The 21,953-nt window shown below is 68.6% G+C and carries 19 protein-coding genes and 2 tRNA genes; 4 read left to right on the top strand and 17 right to left on the bottom strand.

Features of this window, described 5'->3' with window-relative positions:
• Nucleotides 1-40 precede the first annotated feature (40 nt).
• Nucleotides 41-931 (bottom strand): methyltransferase domain-containing protein, encoded by an 891-nt coding sequence (locus tag RCH22_RS05300; protein ID WP_327013056.1) that lies wholly within the window; start codon nucleotides 929-931, stop codon nucleotides 41-43.
• A 63-nt stretch (nucleotides 932-994) separates the two neighbouring features.
• Here RCH22_RS05300 and RCH22_RS05295 point away from each other — a divergent pair, with 63 nt between their 5' ends.
• Nucleotides 995-3,061 carry a M3 family metallopeptidase gene (locus tag RCH22_RS05295; RefSeq protein ID WP_327013055.1) on the top strand — a complete coding sequence of 689 codons (2,067 nt, stop codon included), beginning with the start codon at nucleotides 995-997 and terminating at the stop codon, nucleotides 3,059-3,061.
• A gap of 13 nt (nucleotides 3,062-3,074) precedes the next feature.
• Here RCH22_RS05295 and RCH22_RS05290 read toward each other — a convergent pair whose 3' ends face one another.
• The 6 genes from RCH22_RS05290 to RCH22_RS05265 form a co-directional block, all read right to left on the bottom strand.
• Nucleotides 3,075-4,241: a benzoate/H(+) symporter BenE family transporter gene (locus RCH22_RS05290; RefSeq protein ID WP_327013054.1), complete on the bottom strand. Its 1,167-nt coding sequence runs from the start codon at nucleotides 4,239-4,241 to the stop codon at nucleotides 3,075-3,077.
• A gap of 33 nt (nucleotides 4,242-4,274) precedes the next feature.
• The gene (clpX, locus tag RCH22_RS05285; RefSeq protein WP_327013053.1) at nucleotides 4,275-5,558 is read right to left on the bottom strand and encodes an ATP-dependent Clp protease ATP-binding subunit ClpX; all 1,284 of its coding nucleotides are present in this window, start codon (nucleotides 5,556-5,558) and stop codon (nucleotides 4,275-4,277) included.
• Between the two features lie 251 nt (nucleotides 5,559-5,809).
• On the bottom strand, nucleotides 5,810-6,481 hold the full coding sequence (locus tag RCH22_RS05280; RefSeq protein ID WP_134532156.1) for an ATP-dependent Clp protease proteolytic subunit: 672 nt from the start codon (nucleotides 6,479-6,481) through the stop codon (nucleotides 5,810-5,812).
• 16 nt (nucleotides 6,482-6,497) lie between these two features.
• Nucleotides 6,498-7,097 (bottom strand): ATP-dependent Clp protease proteolytic subunit, encoded by a 600-nt coding sequence (locus tag RCH22_RS05275; RefSeq protein ID WP_134447888.1) that lies wholly within the window; start codon nucleotides 7,095-7,097, stop codon nucleotides 6,498-6,500.
• 193 nt (nucleotides 7,098-7,290) lie between these two features.
• Nucleotides 7,291-8,739, bottom strand: a complete 1,449-nt coding sequence (gene tig / locus RCH22_RS05270; RefSeq protein WP_327013052.1) for a trigger factor — start codon at nucleotides 8,737-8,739, stop codon at nucleotides 7,291-7,293.
• Between the two features lie 42 nt (nucleotides 8,740-8,781).
• Nucleotides 8,782-8,858, bottom strand: a tRNA-Pro gene (locus RCH22_RS05265).
• A 166-nt stretch (nucleotides 8,859-9,024) separates the two neighbouring features.
• Between RCH22_RS05265 and RCH22_RS05260 the strand changes: the two genes are divergently transcribed.
• Nucleotides 9,025-9,098, top strand: a tRNA-Gly gene (locus RCH22_RS05260).
• 25 nt (nucleotides 9,099-9,123) lie between these two features.
• On the opposite strand, the gene RCH22_RS05255 is transcribed toward RCH22_RS05260, so the two are convergent.
• From RCH22_RS05255 to RCH22_RS05215, 9 genes are all read right to left on the bottom strand, one after another.
• Nucleotides 9,124-9,939, bottom strand: a complete 816-nt coding sequence (locus RCH22_RS05255) for a sulfite exporter TauE/SafE family protein (protein ID WP_327013051.1) — start codon at nucleotides 9,937-9,939, stop codon at nucleotides 9,124-9,126.
• Nucleotides 9,940-9,966: 27 nt separating this feature from the next.
• Nucleotides 9,967-10,944: an L-lactate dehydrogenase gene (locus RCH22_RS05250; RefSeq protein ID WP_327013050.1), complete on the bottom strand. Its 978-nt coding sequence runs from the start codon at nucleotides 10,942-10,944 to the stop codon at nucleotides 9,967-9,969.
• A 113-nt stretch (nucleotides 10,945-11,057) separates the two neighbouring features.
• Entirely contained in the window at nucleotides 11,058-11,735 is a 678-nt protein-coding gene (locus tag RCH22_RS05245) for a response regulator transcription factor (protein ID WP_327015460.1), read from the bottom strand.
• A 73-nt stretch (nucleotides 11,736-11,808) separates the two neighbouring features.
• Complete coding sequence (locus RCH22_RS05240; RefSeq protein ID WP_327013049.1) at nucleotides 11,809-13,236, bottom strand: sensor domain-containing protein; 1,428 nt, start codon at nucleotides 13,234-13,236, stop codon at nucleotides 11,809-11,811.
• 107 nt (nucleotides 13,237-13,343) lie between these two features.
• Nucleotides 13,344-14,834, bottom strand: a complete 1,491-nt coding sequence (locus RCH22_RS05235; protein ID WP_327013048.1) for an amidohydrolase family protein — start codon at nucleotides 14,832-14,834, stop codon at nucleotides 13,344-13,346.
• Nucleotides 14,831-15,511, bottom strand: a complete 681-nt coding sequence (locus RCH22_RS05230) for an FMN-binding negative transcriptional regulator (protein WP_327013047.1) — start codon at nucleotides 15,509-15,511, stop codon at nucleotides 14,831-14,833. Before RCH22_RS05230 ends, RCH22_RS05235 begins: the two co-directional genes overlap by 4 nt.
• A gap of 37 nt (nucleotides 15,512-15,548) precedes the next feature.
• Nucleotides 15,549-16,547, bottom strand: a complete 999-nt coding sequence (locus RCH22_RS05225) for a DNA-formamidopyrimidine glycosylase family protein (RefSeq protein WP_327013046.1) — start codon at nucleotides 16,545-16,547, stop codon at nucleotides 15,549-15,551.
• Nucleotide 16,548: 1 nt separating this feature from the next.
• Nucleotides 16,549-17,082, bottom strand: a complete 534-nt coding sequence (locus RCH22_RS05220) for a ribose-5-phosphate isomerase (protein WP_327013045.1) — start codon at nucleotides 17,080-17,082, stop codon at nucleotides 16,549-16,551.
• Nucleotides 17,083-17,145: 63 nt separating this feature from the next.
• Nucleotides 17,146-17,748, bottom strand: a complete 603-nt coding sequence (locus RCH22_RS05215; protein ID WP_327013044.1) for a DsbA family protein — start codon at nucleotides 17,746-17,748, stop codon at nucleotides 17,146-17,148.
• A gap of 186 nt (nucleotides 17,749-17,934) precedes the next feature.
• Between RCH22_RS05215 and RCH22_RS05210 the strand changes: the two genes are divergently transcribed.
• Both RCH22_RS05210 and RCH22_RS05205 read left to right on the top strand, forming a co-directional pair.
• Complete coding sequence (locus tag RCH22_RS05210) at nucleotides 17,935-19,527, top strand: MFS transporter (protein WP_327013043.1); 1,593 nt, start codon at nucleotides 17,935-17,937, stop codon at nucleotides 19,525-19,527.
• A gap of 114 nt (nucleotides 19,528-19,641) precedes the next feature.
• Nucleotides 19,642-21,135 carry an SDR family NAD(P)-dependent oxidoreductase gene (locus RCH22_RS05205; RefSeq protein ID WP_327013042.1) on the top strand — a complete coding sequence of 498 codons (1,494 nt, stop codon included), beginning with the start codon at nucleotides 19,642-19,644 and terminating at the stop codon, nucleotides 21,133-21,135.
• Here RCH22_RS05205 and RCH22_RS05200 read toward each other — a convergent pair.
• Complete coding sequence (locus RCH22_RS05200; RefSeq protein ID WP_327013041.1) at nucleotides 21,114-21,941, bottom strand: GNAT family N-acetyltransferase; 828 nt, start codon at nucleotides 21,939-21,941, stop codon at nucleotides 21,114-21,116. The genes RCH22_RS05205 and RCH22_RS05200 overlap by 22 nt on opposite strands.
• Nucleotides 21,942-21,953 lie beyond the last annotated feature (12 nt).

Genomic DNA, 21,953 nt, shown 5'->3' with positions numbered 1-21,953 from the left:
GAGTCTACTTTTCCTGAGGTCCGCGGCTCGGTGACAAAAGCTACTTGACCGCGATGATCTCGCCGTGCGGCATGCCGAACCAGCCATCGGGGTCGCCTGCCCACTGTCGCCAGGCTGCGGCCATGGCGCGCAGGGCGGCGAGGTCGGCGGCCCCGGATTCGATCGCGTGCGCGGCGAAATCGGATTCGGTCGCGCGCAGGGCCCAGGATTCCCCCCACCAGTCGCGCTCCGCGTCCGTGGCGAAGCACCAGATGGACGCACTGCTCGTCACGGCGTCGAAGCCCGCGAGCCTGGCCCACGCCTTGAGTGCGCGGCCGGCGTCTGGATCACCGCCGTTCCAGTAGTGCACCGCACGGTATGCGGTCATCCAGGACTGGAGGCCGGGGAGCTTGGGGTACCAGGCCACGCCGCCGTAGTCAACGTCGCGGGCGGCGAGGATGCCGCCGGGCTTCAGGACGCGGCGGAGTTCCTGCAGGGCGGCGACCGGGTTCGCGAGGTGCTGGAGAACCTGGTGCGCGTGCACGAGGTCGAAGCTGTCGTCTGCGACGTCGAGAGCGTAGACGTCGCCGACCTGGAAGGCGACGTTGGGTACCCCCTCGTCGACGGCGAGCCCGGCCGCCTGGGCGACGATCGCAGCGGAGGCGTCGATGCCGGCCACCGTGCCCGGAGAGACGCGGCGGGCGAGGTCGACCGTGATCGTGCCAGGGCCGCAGCCGACGTCGAGGACCCGCAGCGCCGGCGTGAGGTGCGGGATCAGGTACGCGGCCGAGTTCGCGACGGTACGCCAGGTGTGCGAGCGGAGCACGCTCTCGTGGTGCCCGTGCGTATAGGTGTCGCGGATCGCCTCGCCGGGCGGGGCGATTTCGACGCGGTCGGCGTCCCTGTCGTCCGGCTGGGAGTGTGCGGGCTCGCGTGCTTGCTCGGCGGTCATGCTGACAGCCTAGGACGTGTGCCGAATTCAGGAGCCGGGCTCATCCGGAACTAAGTTTGAGGCATGGACCAGCACAACCCATTCGCCCGGCCGAGCACGCTCCCGTTCCAACTCCCGGCGTATGCCGCCATTCGCGACGAGCACTACCGGCCCGCGTTCCTCGTCGGCATGACGGAACAGCTCGCCGAGGTCGAGACGATCTGTTCCGACCCCGCGGAGCCGTCCGTCGGGAACACCCTGCTGGCGCTTGAACGGAGCGGCCAGTTGCTCGACCGGGTCGCCGCGGTGTTCTTCAACCGGAGCTCCTCGGATTCGAGCCCGTTCACGATCGCCCTGGAGGAGGAGCTCGCTCCCCTGCTCGCGGCGCACTCCGACGCGATCCGACTGCGCCCAGAGCTCTTCGCGCGCATCGCGGCCCTGCACGCGCGCGCAGACGAGCTCGGGCTCGACCCGGAGACCCGGTACCTCCTCGAGCGGTATTTCACCCAGTTCACCCTCGCCGGGGCCGGGCTGTCCGACGCCGACAAGGCGCTGCTCCGCGACTTCAACACGCGGCTCTCCGTCGCCACCACCCGGTTCGAGAAGAACCTTCTCGCCGACACCAACGACCTCGCCCTCGTCGTCGACGACGCTTCGGAGCTCGACGGTCTCTCCGCCGGCCAGCTCTCCGCCGCGGCCCAGGCCGCAACCGACCGTGGCATGCCCGGCCGTTTCGTGATCACCCTCGTGCTCTTCACCGGCCACCCCTACCTCGCGCTGCTCACCGACCGGGGCGTGCGCGAACGGTTGCTCGCCGCCTCCCGCGCCAGGGGCATCCGTGGCGGAGAGCACGACAACCGCGCCCTCGTGCTGTCGATCACCCGCCTCCGCGCCGAACGCGCCCGCCTGCTCGGCTTCGCGACCCACGCGGCCGCGGTCACGGCCGACGAGACCGCCAGGACGCCCGCCGCCGTCGGGGACCTGCTGCACCGGCTCGCGGTTCCGGCCGCACGCAACGCGCGCGCCGAGCAGTCCGAACTGCAGGCCCTCGTCGAGGCCGACGTCGACGCGGGGATCCTCGCCGAGGGCTTCGACATCGCCGCCTGGGACTGGGCGTTCTACTCCGAGCGGATGCGCCGGGCCAGGTACGACGTCGACACGGCCGCCCTGCGCCCCTGGTTCGAGCTCGAGAGCGTGTTGCGCGACGGCGTCTTCTACGCCGCCCAGCGCCTCTACGGGGTGACCTTCACCGAACGTGCTTCGCTCGCCGCGTGGCACCCCGATGCGCGGGTATTCGAAGTGTGCGAGGAGGACGGCTCCCCCGTCGGCCTGTACATCCTCGACGTGTACACCCGGGATTCCAAGCGCGGCGGGGCGTGGATGAACGCCCTCGTCTCGCAATCGGATCTTCTCGGCACGCCCGTGATCGTCTGCAACAACCTCAATGTGCCGCAGCCGTCCGCCGGGGAGGCCACGTTGCTGAGCCTCGACGAGGTCACCACGCTCTTCCACGAGTTCGGGCACGCACTGCACGGGCTTTTCGCGCGGGTCACCTACCCGAAATTCGCCGGGACGAACGTGTACCGGGACTTCGTCGAGTTCCCGAGCCAGGTCAACGAGATGTGGCGCTTCGACCCGGAGGTGCTCGCGAACTATGCCCGCAACCGGGAGACCGGCGAGCCGCTGCCCCCGGAGATCGTCGCGGGTATCCACGCGTCTGCCCCCTTCAACGAGGGCTTCGCGACGAGCGAATACCTCGCCGCCGCACTGCTCGACCAGGCCTGGCACGGCATCGAAGCGGATGCCGGCACCGAGATCACCGATGTCGCCGCCTTCGAGGCCGCCTGTCTCACCGCCGCCGGCCTCGACAACCCCGCCGTGCCGACCCGGTACGCGAGCACCTATTTCGCGCACACCTTCTCCGGCGGGTACGACGCGAGCTACTACTCGTACATCTGGAGCGAGGTGCAGGACGCCGACACCGGCGCATGGTTCGCCGAGCACGGCGGCCTGACCAGGGAGAACGGTGAGCGGTTCCGGGAACGCCTGCTCGCTCGCGGGGGCAGCATCGACCCGCTCGAGGCGTACCGGGACTTCCGGGGGCGCGATGCGATCATCCAGCCGCTGCTCGACCGGCGCGGCCTGAACTGACCGGCGGCCGGTTTCAGGCGGAAAGGGTCAGACCTGAGCGCCGCCAGCCCAGCCAGGCCAGGAACACGGCTCCGACGACGAGACCCCAGAAGGCCGAGCCGATGCCCAGGATGACGACGCCGGACGCGGTCACGATGAACGTGGCCGCCGCGGTGATCACGTGGGTGGCGTCCTCGAGCGCGCCGGTGATGCTCGTTACGAAGGCGCCCAGGAGGGCGAGCCCGGCCACCGCCTCGATCAGGATCGGCGGGGAGGCGGAGACCAGGGCCGCGGCGAACCCGGCAGCGAGCCCGAGCACAAGATAGGTCACGCCGCTCGTGACCGTGGCCACCCACCGTCTCGACCGGTCAGGGTGGGCGTCTGGGCTGGCCATCAGGGCCGCCGTGATCGCGGCGAGGTTCACCCCGTGGGCGCCGAACACGGAACCTGCCGCCGTGGCCAGTCCGGAGGCGACCAGGATGGGACGCGGTGGCGCACGGTAGCCGAAGGTCGACAGCACGACGAAGCCCGGCACGTTCTGGCCGGCCATCGTGACGATGAAGAGCGGCAGGCCGAGGCTCACGATGACGACCGGGTCGAAGACCGGCGGAACGAACACGAGCTGCGGGGCCGAGCTCGCGGCGGTGAGCCAGCCGGTTCCCGCGGTGAGCACGATGCCGATGATCGCGACGAGCATCGCAGCGGGGACGGCCCAGCGCCGCGCGAGCCGGAAGAGCAGGAGCCAGACCAGCACGACGGGGACGGCGAGCAGGGGCTGCTGCACGGTCGCAGTGACCGGCGCGATGCAGATCGGGAACAGGATGCCGGCGAGCATGGCGCTCGCGATGGGCTTCGGGATCCTCGTGATCAGTCGTCCGAGCGCGGGCCAGAGTCCGCTGAGCACGATCAGGACGCCGCAGACGAGGAACGCCCCCGCTGCAGCGCCGAAGTCCTTCGTGGTCTGGCCCGCGGCGACGAGCAGGGCCGCGCCCGGCGTCGACCATGCGAAGGAGATCGGCATCCGGAAGTACCAGGGCAGCCCGATGCACGTCACGCCGACGAGCAGGCAGAGGGCGAACAGGCCGGAGGCGGCTTCCGCGTCGCTCGCCCCGACCGCGCGGAGCCCGGCGATCACGAGCACGAAGGAGCTCGCGAACCCGGTGATCGACGCGACGATGCCCGCAAAGGCAGACTGGAACATGGCGACCCCTCGTCGGTGGGCGGGAGGCTGGGGCTAGGCGGACTTCTCGACGCGGCGGGCGGCCTTGTGCAGCACGATGGTCGGGGCGGCGTTGTCGAGCACGGCAGCCCTGGTCACAATGACCCTGGCGACCTCGCTGGAGGACGGCACCTCGAACATGATCGGCCCGAGAACCTCTTCCATGATCGCGCGGAGGCCCCGGGCGCCGGTCTTGCGCAGCACGGCGAGGTCGGCGATGGCCTCGAGGGCGGGCTGCTCGAAGTCGAGTTCGACGCCGTCGAGCTCGAACATCCGCTGGTACTGGCGTACCAGGGCGTTCTTCGGAACCGTGAGGATCTGCATGAGGGCGACCTGGTCGAGCTGGGTGACCGTCGTGACGACGGGCAGCCGGCCGATGAATTCGGGGATGAGTCCGAACTTGTGCAGGTCTTCGGGGAGGACCTCGCTGAAGAGGTTCACATCGTCACCCTTGCTGTGCAGCGGGGCGCCGAAGCCGATCCCCTTCTTGCCGGCACGGGTGGAGATGATGTCGTCGAGTCCGGCGAACGCGCCGGCCACGATGAACAGCACATTGGTCGTGTCGATCTGGATGAATTCCTGGTGCGGATGCTTGCGGCCGCCCTGCGGGGGTACCGAGGCGACGGTCCCTTCCAGGATCTTCAGCAAAGCCTGCTGCACGCCCTCGCCGGACACGTCCCTGGTGATCGAGGGGTTCTCGGCCTTGCGGGCGATCTTGTCGATCTCGTCGATGTAGATGATGCCCGTCTCGGCACGCTTGACGTCGTAGTCTGCGGCCTGGATAAGCTTGAGCAGGATGTTCTCGACGTCTTCGCCGACGTATCCGGCCTCGGTGAGTGCGGTCGCGTCCGCGACGGCGAACGGCACGTTGAGGCGCTTGGCGAGCGTCTGGGCGAGATAGGTCTTGCCGCAGCCGGTCGGGCCGATCAGGAGGATGTTGGACTTGGCGATTTCCACGTCGTCGTGGATCGCATCCGCGGCGGTGAGCGTGGCACGGGAGCGCACGCGCTTGTAGTGGTTGTAGACGGCGACGGCCAGTGCGCGCTTGGCGGCTTCCTGGCCGATGACGTATTCCTCAAGGAACCCGAAGATCTCCTTGGGCTTGGGCAGTTCGAACTCGCTCGTGGTCTCTCCGGCGCCGGCCTCGGCCAGACGTTCTTCGATGATCTCGTTGCACAACTCGACGCATTCATCGCAGATGTAGACACCGGGACCGGCGATCAGCTGCTGGACCTGCTTCTGACTCTTCCCACAGAAGGAACACTTCAGCAGGTCGGCGCTTTCGCCTATTCGGGCCATCCGTCAGCCTCCTCCATCGGTCGTGCTGGTAACGCTTGTATCGCTGAACCGAGCCTAGCCTCTGGTGGTGACACTGGGGCGCAAGCGACGCGGATCGGTGGAAACCCGTAACAATCCCCGGCGGGTGGGGTGTCGCGCGGCGCCCGACCGGCGGAAACCGGAACGCGGCGGCCTGCAGGTGCTTGCGCATCCGACCGGCCGCCGCGCGGGCGACAGGAGAACGGGGACCTGCCCCTCGCGAAAGAGGACAGCTACTTGACGAGGACCGGAACGTTCTTGCGGCTCGTCAGGATCTGGTCGATCAGGCCGTATTCGAGGGCCTCGGGGGCGCCGAGGATCTTGTCGCGGTCGATGTCCTTGTGGACCTGCGCCGAGGTGCGGTTGGAATGGTGCGCGATGGTCTCTTCGAGCCATTCGCGCATCCGCTGGATCTCCGCTGCCTGGATCTCGATGTCGGAAGCCTGGCCGCCGCCCTGTCCACCGGCTGAGGGCTGGTGGATGAGGATGCGCGCGTTCGGCAGCGCGAGGCGCTTGCCGGGCGTTCCGCCGGCCAGCAGCACGGCGGCGGCGGACGCCGCCTGGCCGAGGCAGACCGTCTGGATGTGCGGACGGATGTACTGCATCGTGTCGTAGATCGCCGTCATCGCGGTGAAGGAGCCACCCGGTGAGTTGATGTACATCACGATGTCGCGGTCCGGGTCCTGGCTCTCGAGCACGAGGAGCTGGGCCATGACGTCGTCAGCGGACGCGTCGTCGACCTGAACGCCGAGGAAGATGATGCGGTCCTCGAAGAGCTTCGCGTAGGGGTCCTGGCGCTTGTAGCCGTATGCCGTGCGTTCTTCGAAGGTGGGGAGGATGTACCGAGACTCGGGAGCCTGCGGTGCGCGGCCACCGGCCTGGTGACCAAAATTCGTGAATTCCATGTCGTGTACGCCCGTCCTAGATCTTGTTCACTGAGTCGTCGGTGCCGCCGCCGCCGATTACTTCCGACGCGGAGCCGCGCAGGTGGTCGACGAAGCCGTAGGTCACGGCCTCCTGGGCGGTGAACCAGTTGTCGCGGTCGTTGTCGATCAGGATCTGCTCGACCGACTTGCCGGTCTGCTCCGCCGTGAGTTCCGCCATCCGCTTCTTCATGTCGAGGATGACCTTCGCCTGCGTCTGGATGTCTGCCGCCGTGCCGCCGAAGCCGCCGGACGGCTGGTGCAGCAGAACCCGGGCGTTCGGCGTGATGTACCGCTTGCCCTTGGTGCCGGAGGACAGCAGGAACTGGCCCATGGAGGCCGCCAGCCCGATGCCGACGGTGACGATGTCGTTCGGTACGAACTTCATCGTGTCGTAGATGGCCATGCCGGCCGTGATCGAGCCGCCGGGCGAGTTGATGTACAGGAAGATGTCCCGCTCAGAGTCCTCTGCGGCGAGCAGCAGGATCTTGGCGCAGATCTCGTTGGCGTTCTCGTCCCGGACCTCCGAACCGAGCCAGATGATGCGGTCTTTCAGCAGTCGGTCAAAAACGCCGGGTGTAGGGGTCATATCGGCCATGTCGCGCTCCGTTTCACTTGTCGCTTGAGATTGAATCTATAGGAGCCTGAGAGCCAGAACGGCCGTGTTCGCCCTCGGCAGATTGCGCGGCTCCCTCGCGCCAGGGAACGCGGAAGGGCCGGACGTCCTGAGACGCCCGGCCCTCGTTCGCTGGAGTACAGCGGGTGCTGGCAGCGGATGCTGCCCGCGGGTGTTACTTCTTGGCTGCGGCCTTCTTCTTCGGCTTCGCGGGGACCTCGGCGGCCTCGTCGTCAGCGTCGTCCGACGCGGCGGCTGCTGCGGCGTCCGCGGCCGGGTCGACCGTGACGGCGTCGATGTCGACGTCGACGGACGTGGTCCCGTCTGCGGCGGCCTCTGGCTCGTCGCCCGCGATCGCGGTGAATTCGGCGAGGTCGACGACGGCGCCGTTGCCATCAACGACCTCCGCCTTGCCGAGGGCGATCGCGAGGGCCTTGTTGCGGGCGACCTCTGCGACCATCGACGGGATCTGGCCGTTGCCGCTGAGCGCCTGGACGAACTCGCTCGGGTCCATGCCGTACTGGGCCGCACCCTGGATCAGGTACTGGGTGAGCTCGTCCTGGCTGACCTGGACCTTCTCGGCCTCGGCGATCGTGTCGAGCAGGATCTGCTGGCGGAAGGTCTTCTCGCTCGACTCGGTGACCTCGGCGCGGTGCACGTCGTCTTCGAGGCGGTTCTCGCCCTCGAGGTGACGGCGCACCTCGTCCTCGATGATCGCGGTCGGGATCGGGACCTCGACGGAGGCGAGGAGCTGCTCGATGAGCAGTTCGCGGGCCTGGGTGCCCTGGCCGAAGACCTTGGAGCGCAGTGCCTGCGCCTTGAGGTCTTCCGTCAGCTCGGCGACGGTGTCGAATTCGCTGGCGATCTGGGCGAAGTCGTCGTCGACGGGGGGAAGCTCGCGCTCCTTGACGGCGAGGACCGTCACGGTGATCTCTGCGGTTTCGCCTTCGTGGTCGCCGCCCATGAGAGTGGAGTTGAAGGTCGTGGTCTCGCTCGCGCTCAAGGAGTCGAGTGCCTCGTCGATGCCGTCGATCAAGTCGCCGGTGCCGACCTCGTAGGAGATGCCGGTCGCGTTGTCGACCTCGACGTCGCCGATGGAGGCGACGAGGTCGATCTGCACGAAGTCACCGGTCTTGGCGGGGCGGTCGACCGTGATGAGAGTGCCGAAGCGGCTGCGCAGCTTGTCGAGCTCCTCGGTGACGTCCTCGTCGGTGACCTCGGCCGTGTCGACGACGAGCTTGAGGCCGGAGTATGCGGGAAGGTCGATCTCGGGGCGAACGTCAACCTCGATGGAAAGCTTGAGATCCCCGGAGAAGTCCTTGTCGGACGGCCATTCGACGATGTCGGCCTCGGGGCGGCCGAGCGGGCGCAGCTTGTGCTCGTCGACGGCGGCACGATAGAAACCGTCGAGGCCTTCGTTGACGGCGTGCTCGAGGACGGCCGACTTACCGACACGCTGGTCGATGATGGGCGGCGGAACCTTGCCCTTGCGGAAGCCGGGGATGTTGATGTCTTCGGCAATGTGACCATATGCGTGGGTGATGCTGGGCTTCAGCTCCTCCGGGGTCACCGAAATGGTGACCTTGGCGCGCGTGGGGCTCAGCTTTTCGACCGTGGACTTCACGTGGGTTATCTCCTGTGTTCGATCTGGTTCAGAGGGGGGTGATGGTCGGGGCGACAGGATTCGAACCTGCGACCTCTCGGCCCCAAACCGAGCGCTCTACCAAGCTGAGCTACGCCCCGGATATTGTCTCAACCCGTTGGAGTCAGCCTGACGCCACGCAGGTGCACGCGACAGCGGATTGACCTCGGTAAGTCTACTGCATCGACCGGATGCCCACGGCCGGTTCGCGTACGCGAGGTCGCCGTTGCTGTACTAGGGTATTTGAGTGCGCAGTTCGGCACACATGGGGATGTAGCTCAATGGTAGAGCCTCAGTTTTCCAAACTGATGGCGCGGGTTCGATTCCCGTCATCCCCTCCATATCACGATGGCCGCTTCTGCAGCGTCAGGAGTGGAGCAGCAGGTTGACCAGCGCGACGACGCCGACGGTCACGATGATCACGCGCAGGAGAGTGGGCGGCAGGCGCCGCCCGACCCGCGCGCCGAGGAGGCCGCCGAGGCCCGCGCCGACGGTGATGAGACCGACTACGGCCCAGTCGATGGAGTCGCGAGCGAACAGGATGAAGATGATCGAGGCCATCAGGTTCACGCCGGTGACGAGGAGATTCTTCACGGCGTTGAGTGACCCGAGCGAGACCGTGGTGAGGATGCCGAGGGCGCCCACCACCAGGATCCCCTGGGCCGCGCCGAAGTAACCGCCGTAGACGCCGAGGATGAAGATGCTCACCATGATGCCGACGCGCCGGCCAGGACCGCCGGGAATGCCGGCCGCCTCGGCAGCCGGCGCCGCCACCGCATCCACCTCGCCGGCTGGCGCGGTACGTGCGGCGATCCGGCGCTGAATCCACGGCCCGACGGCGACGAGGACGATCCCGACGAGGATGAGGACAGGGACGATTGCCTTGAAGGCACTGCCGGGGAGCACGAGCAGCAGGGTGGCACCGGCGAGGCCGCCGGCCAGGGCGACAGGGAGCAGGGCGAAAGCGAAACCGCGATGCGCGGCGATCTCGCGCCGGTAGCCGATGGTCCCCGCGACGCCGCCGGCCACGAGTCCGAGGTTGTTGGATACGTTGGCGACGAGCGGCGGGTATCCCAGAAGCACGAGGATCGGAAACGTGATGAGGGTCCCCGACCCGACGACGACGTTGATCATGCCCGCGGCGAAACCGGCCGCGGCGATTGCTAATGCCTCTGGCCACATGCCTCCCACCGTAGTGGGGGCCGCGCCCTACTTCAGGCCGAGGGTGTCGAGCGTCGCCCGCAGGGTGTCAGCGGAGTGCTGGAACAGGGCCTGTTCCGACTCGGAGAAGGGCACCTCGATCACCCGGGACACCCCCTCTGCGTTGACGATGGTCGGGACGGAGAGGGCGACGTTGTTCACGCCGCGGTAGTCGGTCAGCACCGAACTGATCGGCAGCACGGCGCCCTCGTCGCGCAGCACGGCCTCGACGATCCTCGCGCCGGAGAGCCCGATCGCGTAGTTCGTGGCACCTTTGCCCGCGATCACCCGGTACGCGGCGGTCTTGACGTCCTCGGTGATGGCCGCGAACTCGGCCTCGGAGAACTTCTCGCGTCCGTTGGTCACCGGGGAGATGTCATCGGCGACCCATTGATCGAGCGAGATCGGACCGACCCTGGCCTGGGACCAGAGCGGGAACTCGGAGTCACCGTGCTCGCCGACGATTGTGGCGTGCACGTTCGCGATCGCAACACCGACCCGGTGCGCGAGCAACCAGCGCAGCCGGGAGGAGTCGAGAACGGTGCCGGAGCCGAACACCCGGCTGGAGGGGAGTCCGCTGAAGTGCAGGGCGGCGTACGTGAGGATGTCGCAGGGGTTCGTCACGATCATGTAGACCGCGTCGGGGGCGCGCTTGATCAGCTTGGGCATCAGTTCGCGGAGGATTCCGACGTTGACGCCGGACATTTCGAGGCGGGACTGGCCGGGGTGCTGCCGGGCGCCTGCGGTGATCACGACCATGTTGGCGTCCGAGATCATGTCGAGGTCGGCACCGCCGGACACGCAGGATGCGCCGGTGAACTGGGTGCCGTGCGCGAGGTCGAGCACCTCGGCCTCGACCTTGGGCTCGTTGATGTCGTAGAGCACCACCTCGCGGGCCGACTGCCGGATCAGGGAGGCATACGCGAGGGAGGTGCCGACGGCGCCCGCTCCGATGATGGCCAGCTTGGAATTCTCGATTGCGCTCATGGTTCCAGTCTGCCCGCACCCGGACGCGTTCGCACCTGTTTCGTCCGATTAAACCGAATAATCTACGTTCAATTCGCCTCTTAGAAGCGGAATACTCAGCGCCAGCGGAATACTCAGTGGCGGAGGAAGGCGAGGACGGCGAGCACCCTGCGGTGGTCCGTTCCCGAATCGTCGAGGCCGAGTTTCTGGAAAATGGCGGTGACGTTCTTCTCGACGGCGCCGACGCCGATCACGAGCCGGGAGGCGATGCTGACGTTGGTGCGCCCCTCCGCCATCAGCCCGAGCACGTCCCGCTCCCGGGGAGTGAGTCTCTCGAGCGGGTCGGTGCGGCGGCCCAGGAGCTCGCGGACGACCTGCGGGTCGAGCACCGTTCCGCCGGCGTGGATCCGCAGGACGGCATCCTGCAGTTCGTCGAGGGAGGCGACCCGGTCCTTGAGCAGGTAGCCGAGCCCTCCGTCGCCGGCCGCGAGGAGTTCGTGAGCGTAGGTGGCCTCGACGTACTGGCTGAGGAGCAGGATCCCGACTCCGGGGAGCCGGCGCCGCAGCTCGAGTGCGGCACGCACCCCTTCGTCCCGGAATGTCGGCGGCATCCGCACGTCGAGCACGGCGATGTCCGGCCGGAGGCGATCGACGTCGGCGAGCAGGCCGTCCGCGTCCCCGTACGCGGCCACGCAGTCGAATCCGGCCTCGTCGAAGAGCCGCACGAGCCCCTCGCGAAGCAGGAGCGAGTCCTCGGCGAGAACGAGCCGGAGCGGCGCCGTCCCGGCTGCGAGGGACTGGGCTGCGCCTATCGGTGCCGGTGCCCGCCTCGGTGACAGCGAAGCCGCGGATGCTGCGCTGGTCTGCTCTGGCGAGGTCACCCGTTCAGGATACGACGATCGAACCGGGCAGGGTTTCGGCCAGCGGGATGTGCGCACCGACAATAGTGGGACCTCCGGCCGGACTGTCGATCGAGAGCAGGCCGCGCAGCCCCCGCAGGCGCTCGTCGAGGCCGCACAACCCGTGCGATTCGGTGAGTAAGGCCCCACCGAAGCCGTTGTCGATCACCCAGAGGTCGAGCCAGCTGGAGTCGTCGTCCGGCACCCGGCGCAGGGCGAGGTGCAGGCGGATGCCGCTCGCGCGGGAGTGCTTCGCGGCGTTCGTGAGGAGCTCGGCCGCGATGAAATACACGCTCCGTTCGATCTCGGAGGGCAGCCGCAGCCCCGGCTCGAGCTGGAATTCGAGAGCGACGGGAATGGTGCTCCTGGCAGAGAGGGACTCGAGGGCGACGGTGAGGCCGCGGTCCTGCAGGATCGGCGGGACGAGCCCGCGGGACAGCGCCCTGAGCTCCTCGAGGGTGTCGTGGGCCTGCTCCCGCGCCTCGGCGAGCAGCGCCCTGGCGGCGGCAGGGTCCGTGTCGAGTTTGCGTTCGGCGCTCGCGAGGTCCATCTGCAGGCGCACGAGGCGCTGTTGGGGTCCGTCGTGGATATCGCGTTCGAGGCGGCGGAGGCCGCGGTCTTCTGCGAGGACGGCCGCGCCGCGGGAGGCGCTCAGGTCGGCGACCTCGCGGCTGAGCGCCTCGGAGCGCCAGGCCCCGAGCATGCCCTGGCCGATGAACCGGTGCACGAGCACGAGGCCCCGGGTGACGTAGGGCAGCGTGGCGAGGAAGGCGAGGCCGAGCGCGAGTTCGAGCAGGCTCTCGACGAGGTACGGGTTGCCGACGCCCTGGGTGCCCGGCAGGATCAGCTCGCCGAGGCCCAGCAGCCCGGTTGCCCCCTCCGGGCCCTGCGGGATCGACCAGCCCCACAGCCAGAAGGTGACCCCGCCGAGGGCGATCGAGAGCCAGACGACGGTGACGGTCCAGCTCACGAGCGAGATCACGAAGTTCACGACCATGCCGTGCAGGAGGTAGAGCCAGTAGTGGCCGCCGACAAGCGGGCCCAGCAGGGTTCGAAGCGGGGTGACCGGCTGGCCGTCACGTTCCCACCGGGGAGGCCGGATGGCCGGTTGGCCGGCCCAGCGCAGGCGGGTCAGCTCCACGAGGCCGAAGCCACGCGCGGCATAGAGCGCGGCGACGATCACGAACAGCCCCACGAAGATCGCGACCATGCCGACGCCCGTGAAGAAGACGGTGCTCAGCACGCTCAGGGCGATGACCGCGACGGGAAGGGCGAGCAGGAGGAAGCCGAGTTCCCGTGGTACCGACCGCCAGAGGCCTCGATAGCCGGGATTGTCGCTCAGAGGGGTCTGCACGGTCTCCAGACTGCCAGATTCCCCGGAGTGCGGGACGGTTGCGGGTGTCGTCGTTGTCATGGTGTCCTCCTTGGTGGATGACTCCAGCCTCGCCGTGAATGCCCGGCGCGCCCATCGGGCCTGCGTCCCAATCGCTGCGGGGGAAAACCCCCGCGGCCCGCATCGGGTCAGAGCGCGCGGTGGGTGAACCGGCCGCCGAGCAGGGTCGCTGCGACGTTCATCCGCCGCAGGTCGTCGAGGGACGCGACGAACGGGTCGGTCTCGCAGACGGCGAGGTCGGCCGGGTCGCCGACCGCGACCCGGTGCCTGCCGCGGGCGGATGCGGCGAGCGCGGCCTGGCGGGACACGCCCTGCTCGGGGTGCCAGGCTTCGCGGCCGTCCCTGGTGCGCCCGACCGCGGCGGCGATGCCGACCCAGGGGTCGAGCGGCGCGACGGGCGCGTCGGAGCCGAGCGCGAGTCGGGCCCCGGCGCGGAGCAGACTCGCGAGCATGAAGGCGCGGTCGGTACGGCCGGCCCAGTAGCGGTCCGCGACGTCGCGGTCGTCGACGGCGTGCTCTGGCTGCACGCTCGCGACGACGCCGAGGGCGGCGAACCGGTCGACGTCGGCGTAGCTGAGCAACTGGGCATGTTCGATGCTTCCCGCACAGCCGAGGGTCTCGAAGGCGTCGAGGGCGATCCGGTTGGCCCGGTCGCCGATCGCGTGAACGGCGGGGCGGATGCCGGACTTGCTCGCGAGGCGCATCCAGCGGAGCAGGTCGTCCGGTGTCACGCTCAGCACGCCGTTGGCGTCGGCGCCGGTCAGCCCCGGGTAATCGTCGAAGCAGTATGCGGTGCGGGTGTTGAGCGAACCGTCGGTGATGACCTTGTACGGGCCGACGCTGAGCAAACCGCCGGTTTCGGCGATGACGGCGCCGGAGCGGAGGCCCTCGGCGACGGCGCGCTCGAGGTGTTCGGTGTAGATGCCGAACTCCACCCGGAGCGAATCGGTGCCTGCGGCGATGCGGCGGCGCCAGACGTCGAGGTTCCAGACCATTTCGAGGTCGACGATGCCGACGACGCCACGGGCGGCGGCGACCCGGGCCGCTTCGTCAGCCCAGGTGTCGCTGATCGCGTCCGGAACGGCGTCAAGTGCCCGTTCCACCGCGAAGGCCTCCTCTTCGCGGAGCAGGCCGGTGGGGTGGTCGCCGAGTCCGCGGGCGTCGAGGGCGGCGGAGTTGAGCCAGACGCTGTGCAGGTCGCCGCTGACGAGGACGACGGGGACCGTTCCGGAAACGGCGTCGAGGACGGCGCGGCCGGGGGTATCCGGCCAGAGCCCGTCACGGAAGCCGAAGCCGATCAGGGTCTCCCCTGTCGTGAGCAGCGGGATGCGCCCCGCGACGATCCGGGCGGCCTCCGCGGCGCTGCCCGCTGTCGACACGTCGAGTCGGCGGGCGATCTGCGCCCACTGGGTGAAGTGCACGTGGTTGTCCCACAGTCCGGGGATCAGCCAGCGCTCGCCGAGGTCGATCGACTCGACCGCAGGACCGTCGCCGCCCTCGCCGCCCTCTCCGCCGAGGAAGCCGAGCTTCCTGACCGTGCCGTCGACGATTTCGACATCGGTGAGTTCATCGCTCCCGGGCAGTCGGGCGTTCCGGAGGACGAGAGGACCCGGGCTCATGAGTCGTCTCCGGCCCGGGCGGCGCGGGAGAGCCTCCCGTGCGCGCGACGCATCTCGGCTGCGAGGGTGGGGCTCGCGTACGGACCGGTCCCCTCGAGTTCGGAGATGATGCGGTCGACGGTCTCGGGAGGCTTGTTCTGGCTGAGCTTGCTCTTGGCGACCACCCGGGTGACCCGGAGGCGGAATCCGACGGTACCGGCCGAGATCCGGTCGGCGTACGCCGAGTTCGCGGCCGTCCCGTGCAGGCGGCGCGGTTCGGGCAGGCGCTCCTCGAAGTGGTCGACGAGCCGGTCGAGCACGAGCAGGTTCTCCTCGGCGCTGAGGATCTCCGGCGTGCCGTAGAGGTGCGCGGTGATGAAGTTCCAGGTCGGCACGGCCGGGTTGGAATCGTACCACCCCGGGGACACGTACCCGTGCGGGCCCTGGATGATCACGATCATCTCGTGCTGCCCGAGTTCGTGCAGCTGCTCGTCTGGACGACCCACGTGGGTGACCAGCACGAGCTCGCCGGAAACGGCATCCGTTCCTGCAACGGACTCGTCGAGAAGCATCGGGTAGTGCGAGGCGACGAGATCGCCCGTGCTCGTGTGACTGACCAGGGTCGCCCACGGGTTCTCCCGGATCAGCCGCCGGATTTCGGCGGGATCGGTGAGCACGAAGCTGGGGGTGTTGCGCATGTTGCGTCCTGTCTGTCTCGCTGGCGGAGGGTGATCTTCAGGCCTGGCAGGTCGGGCACCAGTAGAGCTTGCGGGCGCCCATCTCCTCGAGCAGGATGTGGGTGCCGCAGACCCGGCAGGGCAGGCCCTCGCGTTTGTAGGCCCAGTGCCGGTCCGCGCGATTCTTCATCGCGAGCACCCAGTCGGCCCCGGCGAGGTCGTCCATGGTCATCATCTGGCCGGTTTCGACGCCGATCGTCAGCAGGTGCGCCCAGTCCCGCCAGAGACCGCGCACGGTGTCCTCGGTGAGGCTCTTGCCCGGCGCGTGCGGGTTGACCCCGGCCCGGAACAACAGTTCGGCGCGATAGACGTTCCCGATGCCGCTCACCACGGACTGGTCCATCAGGAGCAGTCCGATCGGGGTGGGCTTGCGGCGCACGACGGCCGTGAACCGGTCCTCCGCTGCGGGGCTGTCGTCGAGGAGCGGGTCAGGGCCGGCCTTGTCGATGACCGCCTGCACCTCTGCGGCGTCGAGTACCTGGCAGGCGGTGGGGCCGCGCAGGTCCGCGCACACCGTGTCGGTGAGCAGGCGCACCCGCACCTGCCCGACCGGTTCGGGCGGGAAGGTCTCGAGCTGGTCGATCTCCTTCTCCTGCTCGGCCATCCGCACCCGGGTGCGCCGGGGAGCTCCGATGCTCCGAAGCGAGTTCTCCCCCGCGGAGTCGAGGACGGCATCCGCCGGCCCGTCGGGGTCAGTGCCGCGCTGGTTGGTCTGGCCCATCCGTCCGTTGGCGGATGCGATCGTGGCGTCCATCAGGATCTCACCGGCGAAGTCCCAGGCGCCGTACATGCCGAGGTGCACCCGCAGCCAGAGCCCGTTGTCGAATTCGAGGAACATGTGCTTGCCGACGGCGCGCGCCCTGGTCATCACGTGCCCGTCGAGGACGGCGGCGCCTTCGACGAAACGGCCTTGCGGCGAGGACAGCTGCACCCGGTGGCCCACGAAGTTGCGCGCGAACTGCCGGGCGATCCGGTGGACGGAATGACCCTCTGGCACGTCAGCGCGCGCTGCGGGCCGGGTCGACGCCGGACGGGTCGAGGCGTGCCGGGTCGACCCTGATGCCGGAGATGGACCGGGTGGTCTCATATTCGAAAAGCTGGCGGATCCGTCGTGCGTGGCGTTCCTCGCCCGTGAACGGTTCGGCGATGAACGCGTCAATGAAGGAGGTCGCCTCCTCGATCGTGTGCTGGCGGGCACCGATCGAGATGACGTTCGCGTTGTTGTGCTCACGCGCGAGCCGGGCGATGTCCAGGTTCCAGACCAGCGCGGCCCTGACCCCGACGACCTTGTTCGCGGCCATCTGCTCGCCGTTGCCCGATCCCCCGAAGACGACGCCGAGCGCGTCGATGCCCGCGGCCTGGTCGTCGACGACGCCTTGGGCGGCATTGATGCAGAACGACGGGTAGTCGTCGAGCGGGTCGTAGCTCGTGGGCCCATGGTCGACGACCTCGTGGCCGGCCTCGGTCAGGTGACCGACGAGGAAACGGCTGAAATCGTGGCCGGCATGGTCAGTGGCGAGGTGAATGCGCATGACCCCATACTATTTGCCGTCCCGTGGGATCGCCGTCCTGCTCCCGGCGCCGCCGGCATCCGCTCAGTCGAAGATCGGACCGACCGTGCGGGTGCGCTTCATCTCGAAGAAACCGGGGTACGCGGCCACGGCCACGACGCCGTCCCACAGTTTCGTGGCGGCTTCGCCCTTGGGCGCCGGCGAGATGACCGGGCCGAAGAAGGCGACGTCGTTCACCGCGATGACCGGGGTGCCGACGTCCTGGCCGACCCGGTTCATCCCGTCGAAGTGGCTTGCGCGCATCTCCGGGTCGTAGTGGTCGCTGTCGGCCCAGGCGGCGAAGTCCGCAGGAAGGCCGACCTCGGCGAGCGCCGCCGGGATGACCTCGTCGGGGTTCGTGCTTCCGCCGGGGTGGATCCGGGTGCCGAGTGCGTCGTAGAGGGCCTTCACTGTCGCCTGCCCGTGCAACTCCTGCGCCGCCTGCACGAGGCGGGTGTACCGGAGCGCCCGCGGGAAGAACGCGGCATACTCTTCGCTCACGTCGTTGTCCTCATTGAGCACCGCGAGGCTCATCACCTTCCATGTGACGTCGAGGTCACGCTGCGAGGCCACCTCATCGACCCAACGGGAGGTCATCCAGGCCCACGGGCAGGAGGGGTCGAACCAGAACTTCACTTTCGCGGTCATCGCACCAGCCTAGGGGCACGCATACCCGCATCCGCTCGCTCCGCGAAGGTGAAGAAACCCCTGCCCAGCGTCGGTATCCCACCAAAAAATTCGGTTTGACGGCGTTTTTGCGCTAAAATTATTCGTTATGCCCGAAAAGGGGCAGCTCCACGTCGCGAGCAAGTGATCTCCATGAGAGAAGTTCAAGTGCCCAGAGACCGTAGTACGTCAGACTCTATGCCCGGTGCCACGCGCGCCACAACCAAGACCAAAAAGCCCCTCCTGCAGCGTCGCCTGAGGGTGTCCCACGTCAACGTCGTCGACCAGCCGATGCTCAAGAAAGCACTCGGCGGAACCATCGTGGGAAACACCATGGAATGGTACGACGTCGGCGTGTTCGGCTACCTCATCACGACCATGGGACCGGTGTTCCTCCCCGAGGCCGACAAGTCGGTCCAGACCCTGTTCCTCCTCGGCACCTTCGCCGCCACCTTCATCGCCCGCCCCATCGGCGGCGTCTTCTTCGGCTGGCTCGGCGACAAGATCGGCCGCCAGAAGGTCCTCGCCATGACGCTGATGATCATGGCCGCGTCGACCTTCGTGGTCGGCATCCTGCCGAACTACGCGATGATCGGCAGCTGGGCCGCCGCTCTCCTGGTGTTGACCAAGCTCGTCCAGGGCTTCTCCACCGGTGGCGAGTACGCCGGTGCCACCACCTTCGTCAGCGAACACGCCCCGGACAAGCACCGCGGATTCTTCGCGAGCTTCCTCGACATGGGCAGCTACCTCGGCTTCGCGATCGGCGCTGCACTCGTGTCGATCCTGCAGGTCACCCTGGGCCAGCCGGCCATGGAGGACTGGGGCTGGCGCCTGCCGTTCCTGCTCGCCGGACCGCTCGGCCTGATCGCCATCTACTTCCGGATGAAGATCGAGGAATCCCCCGCCTTCCAGGCCACCCTCGATGCCAAGGAAGCAGCATCACTGGATCCGAACGGTACTGACGCGGTCCCGAACGGCCCGCTGACCATCTTCAAGGCGCACTGGCGGGGCATCCTGCTCGCCATGATCCTGGTCGCCGCGGCGAACACGGTCGGCTATGCGCTCACCTCGTATATGCCGACCTACCTGACGAGCTCGCTCGGGTACGACGAGTTGCACGGCACGCTGCTCACCATTCCGGTGCTCGTCATCATGGCGCTCTGCATCCCACTGACCGGGCACCTGTCCGACAAGATCGGCCGCCGACCGGTGCTCTGGGTCGGTGCGATCAGCACGGTCGTGCTCTCCATCCCTGCGTTCATGCTGATCGGTGTCGGCGAGATCTGGTCGACCCTGCTCGGTCTTGCCCTGATCGCGTTCCCGGTGACGTTCTACGTGTCGAACCTCGCCTCGGCCCTGCCCGCGCTGTTCCCGACCGAGAGCCGGTACGGCGCGATGGGCATCGCGTACAACTTCGCGGTCGCCATCTTCGGTGGAACCACCCCGTTCATCATCGCGGCCCTCATCCAGGCAACGGGCGACGACATGATGCCCGCCTACTACCTGATGGCCACCTCGGCTGTCGGAGCGGTGAGCATCTTCTTCCTCAAGGAGAGCGCCCAGCGCCCCCTGCCCGGCTCGATGCCGAGCGTCGACTCCGTCTTCGAGGCCCGGGAACTCGTCGCCACCCAGGACGAGAACCCGAACCTCGACACCAATGAGATGCCGTTCGACCACACCTATGAGCCGGCGACGAGCTCGATCGACGCCATTCTCCCGGAGCCCGAAACCGAGCCAGAGCGCCACCCGGTCGGCGTCTAGCACCACCGGCATCCGTCCCAGGGGCGAGCGCCGTCGTGCCCGTGGGACGGACGCCGCTTCTTCGCTAGCCGGTCCGCCCGGGCGGCGCCCGGGAGCGGCCCGTACTATTGACGGATGACCATCGAGCCTTCCGCAGCGTCCGTGCCCGTCCCGAGCATCGACCCCGACGACCTCGAGACCGCCCTGCGAGTGCTCGCCTCCCTCGCCGCACTCGACCAGGAAGACCCGGACTTCGTCACCGTCCGGCAGGCGACCGCCAAGATGTTCAAGTCGGTCAAGCAGGTGCGCCGCGGCGAGAAGCGGGCCCTGATCGCGGAGGCCGACCGTGAGGTCATCGCCGCGACCGCAACCGGCGCCCCGACCCGGATCGACGACGAGACCGTCGGCGCCCAGCTACGCCTCGGCACCGACCGGGCGTCGGCCGGCGAGCTTCTCGTTCCACGGGCGTGCTACATCTGCAAACAGAAGTACACCCTCGTCGACGCGTTCTACCATCAGCTCTGCCCGGCCTGCGCTGCGATGAGCCACGGGAAACGCGACGCCCGCACGGACCTGACCGGCAAGCGCGCACTCCTCACCGGCGGCCGGGCGAAGATCGGCATGTACATCGCGCTACGGCTACTGCGGGACGGCGCCCACACCACCATCACGACCCGGTTTCCCCGGGACGCGGTCAGACGCTTCACCGCGATGCCCGACTCCGGCAACTGGCTGCACCGGCTGCGGATCGTCGGCATCGACCTGCGCGACCCCGCCCAGGTGATCGGCCTCGCCGACTCCGTGGCCGCCGCCGGCCCCCTGGACATCCTGATCAATAACGCGGCGCAGACCGTACGCCGCTCCCCCGGCTCGTACTCGATGCTCGTCGAGGCAGAGTCTTCGCCGCTGCCGGCCGATTCCGTGCCCGAGATCGTCACCTTCGGCCATACCAACGACGCCCACCCGAGCGCCCTCGCGGCCTCGGTGACGAGCCACCCGATCCTCGCCGCGGCGACGGTGTCGGCGACCGAAGCGCTCACCGCGGACGACCTCACCGCGCTCGCGCTCGCACCCGGGTCGTCCTCGCTCGCCCGGCACGCGGCCGGTACCGCGATCGACGCGGGCGGGCTCGTTCCCGACCTTCACTCCGTGAACAGCTGGACCGCCAACGTCGAGGACGTCGACCCGCTCGAGATGCTCGAGGTGCAGCTCTGCAACACGACAGCGCCGTTCCTGCTCGTGAGCCGTTTGCGGGCCTCGCTCGCGGCATCCACTGCCCGGCGCACGTACGTCGTCAACGTGTCTGCGATGGAAGGCGTCTTCGGCCGCGGTTACAAGGGACCAGGCCACCCGCACACGAACATGGCCAAGGCCGCGCTCAACATGCTCACCCGCACGAGCGCGAAGGAGATGCTCGGCGACGGGATCATGATGACGAGCGTCGACACCGGCTGGATCACCGACGAGCGGCCGCACCCGACCAAGCTGCGCCTCGCCGAGGAGGGCTTCCATGCCCCGCTCGACCTCGTCGACGGCGCGGCGCGGGTCTACGACCCGATCGTGCGCGGCGAGGCCGGCGAGGACCTCTACGGCGTCTTCCTCAAGGACTACAAGCCCGCTGCCTGGTAGCCCGCCGTGCTCTCTGTCAGGGCCGGGGTCCACAGGTAGGGGGTCGTCGTCGTGACGGCCTCGAAGCCGAGGCGCAGCAGGATCGGCAGGCTGTCGTCCGAGGCGTCGACCTGGAGGTAGGGCACGCCGCGGCGGGCGGCGAGCTGCGCGCGGGCCGCGACGAGGGCCCGGTAGACGCCCCTGCCGCGCCACTCGGCGAGGGTCGACCCGCCCCAGAGCCCTGCGAAGTCCGTGCCGGGCTGGAATTCGATGCGGGCGGACGAGACGAGCCGGTCCCCCGCCTCGGCGACGATGATCACGACGTCATCGCCCGCTTCCCGCACGCTCGATTCGAGGTCGTCGGCGAGCCAGGCATGCTCCTCGCCCCATACCTCGGTCTGCAGCGCCGCGATCCGCTCGAAGTCCGCTCGAGTCGTGACCCGGCGCAGGGTGATACCGTCCGGCAGGATCGGGGCGGATGCGAGCGGCCCGGTCAGCCCAATCACGACCGTCTCGCGCTCCTCGGCCACAAAACCCGCGGCCTCGAGCCGTTCGGGCAGGTCGGCGGGCAGGTCGTGGCTGCGGGTCTTCCACTCGACGGCCTCGCTGCGGGCCGCGAAGAAGTCGCGGTGGCGGCGGATCAGGGCGTCGAGGTCTTCGCCACGCACGCCCACGTCCTGCGCCGTCTCGACGAAGCCGCGGGTGCGGCCGACGACCCGGAGCACGGGCCCCTCGAGCTCGTAAACGGGGGAAGCGGGCGGCACTGCGGGCGCCCACAGGCGGAGCTGGGCGTCGGAGGCGGCGAGGAGGGTTGCATGAATGGCCATCAGCCTCACCCT

This window comes from Cryobacterium sp. GrIS_2_6 (genome assembly GCF_035984545.1).
Taxonomy (GTDB): Bacteria; Actinomycetota; Actinomycetes; order Actinomycetales; family Microbacteriaceae; genus Cryobacterium.
Note: the sequence above shows the minus strand (reverse complement) of the source record. Positions and strands in the feature narration are given on the sequence as shown.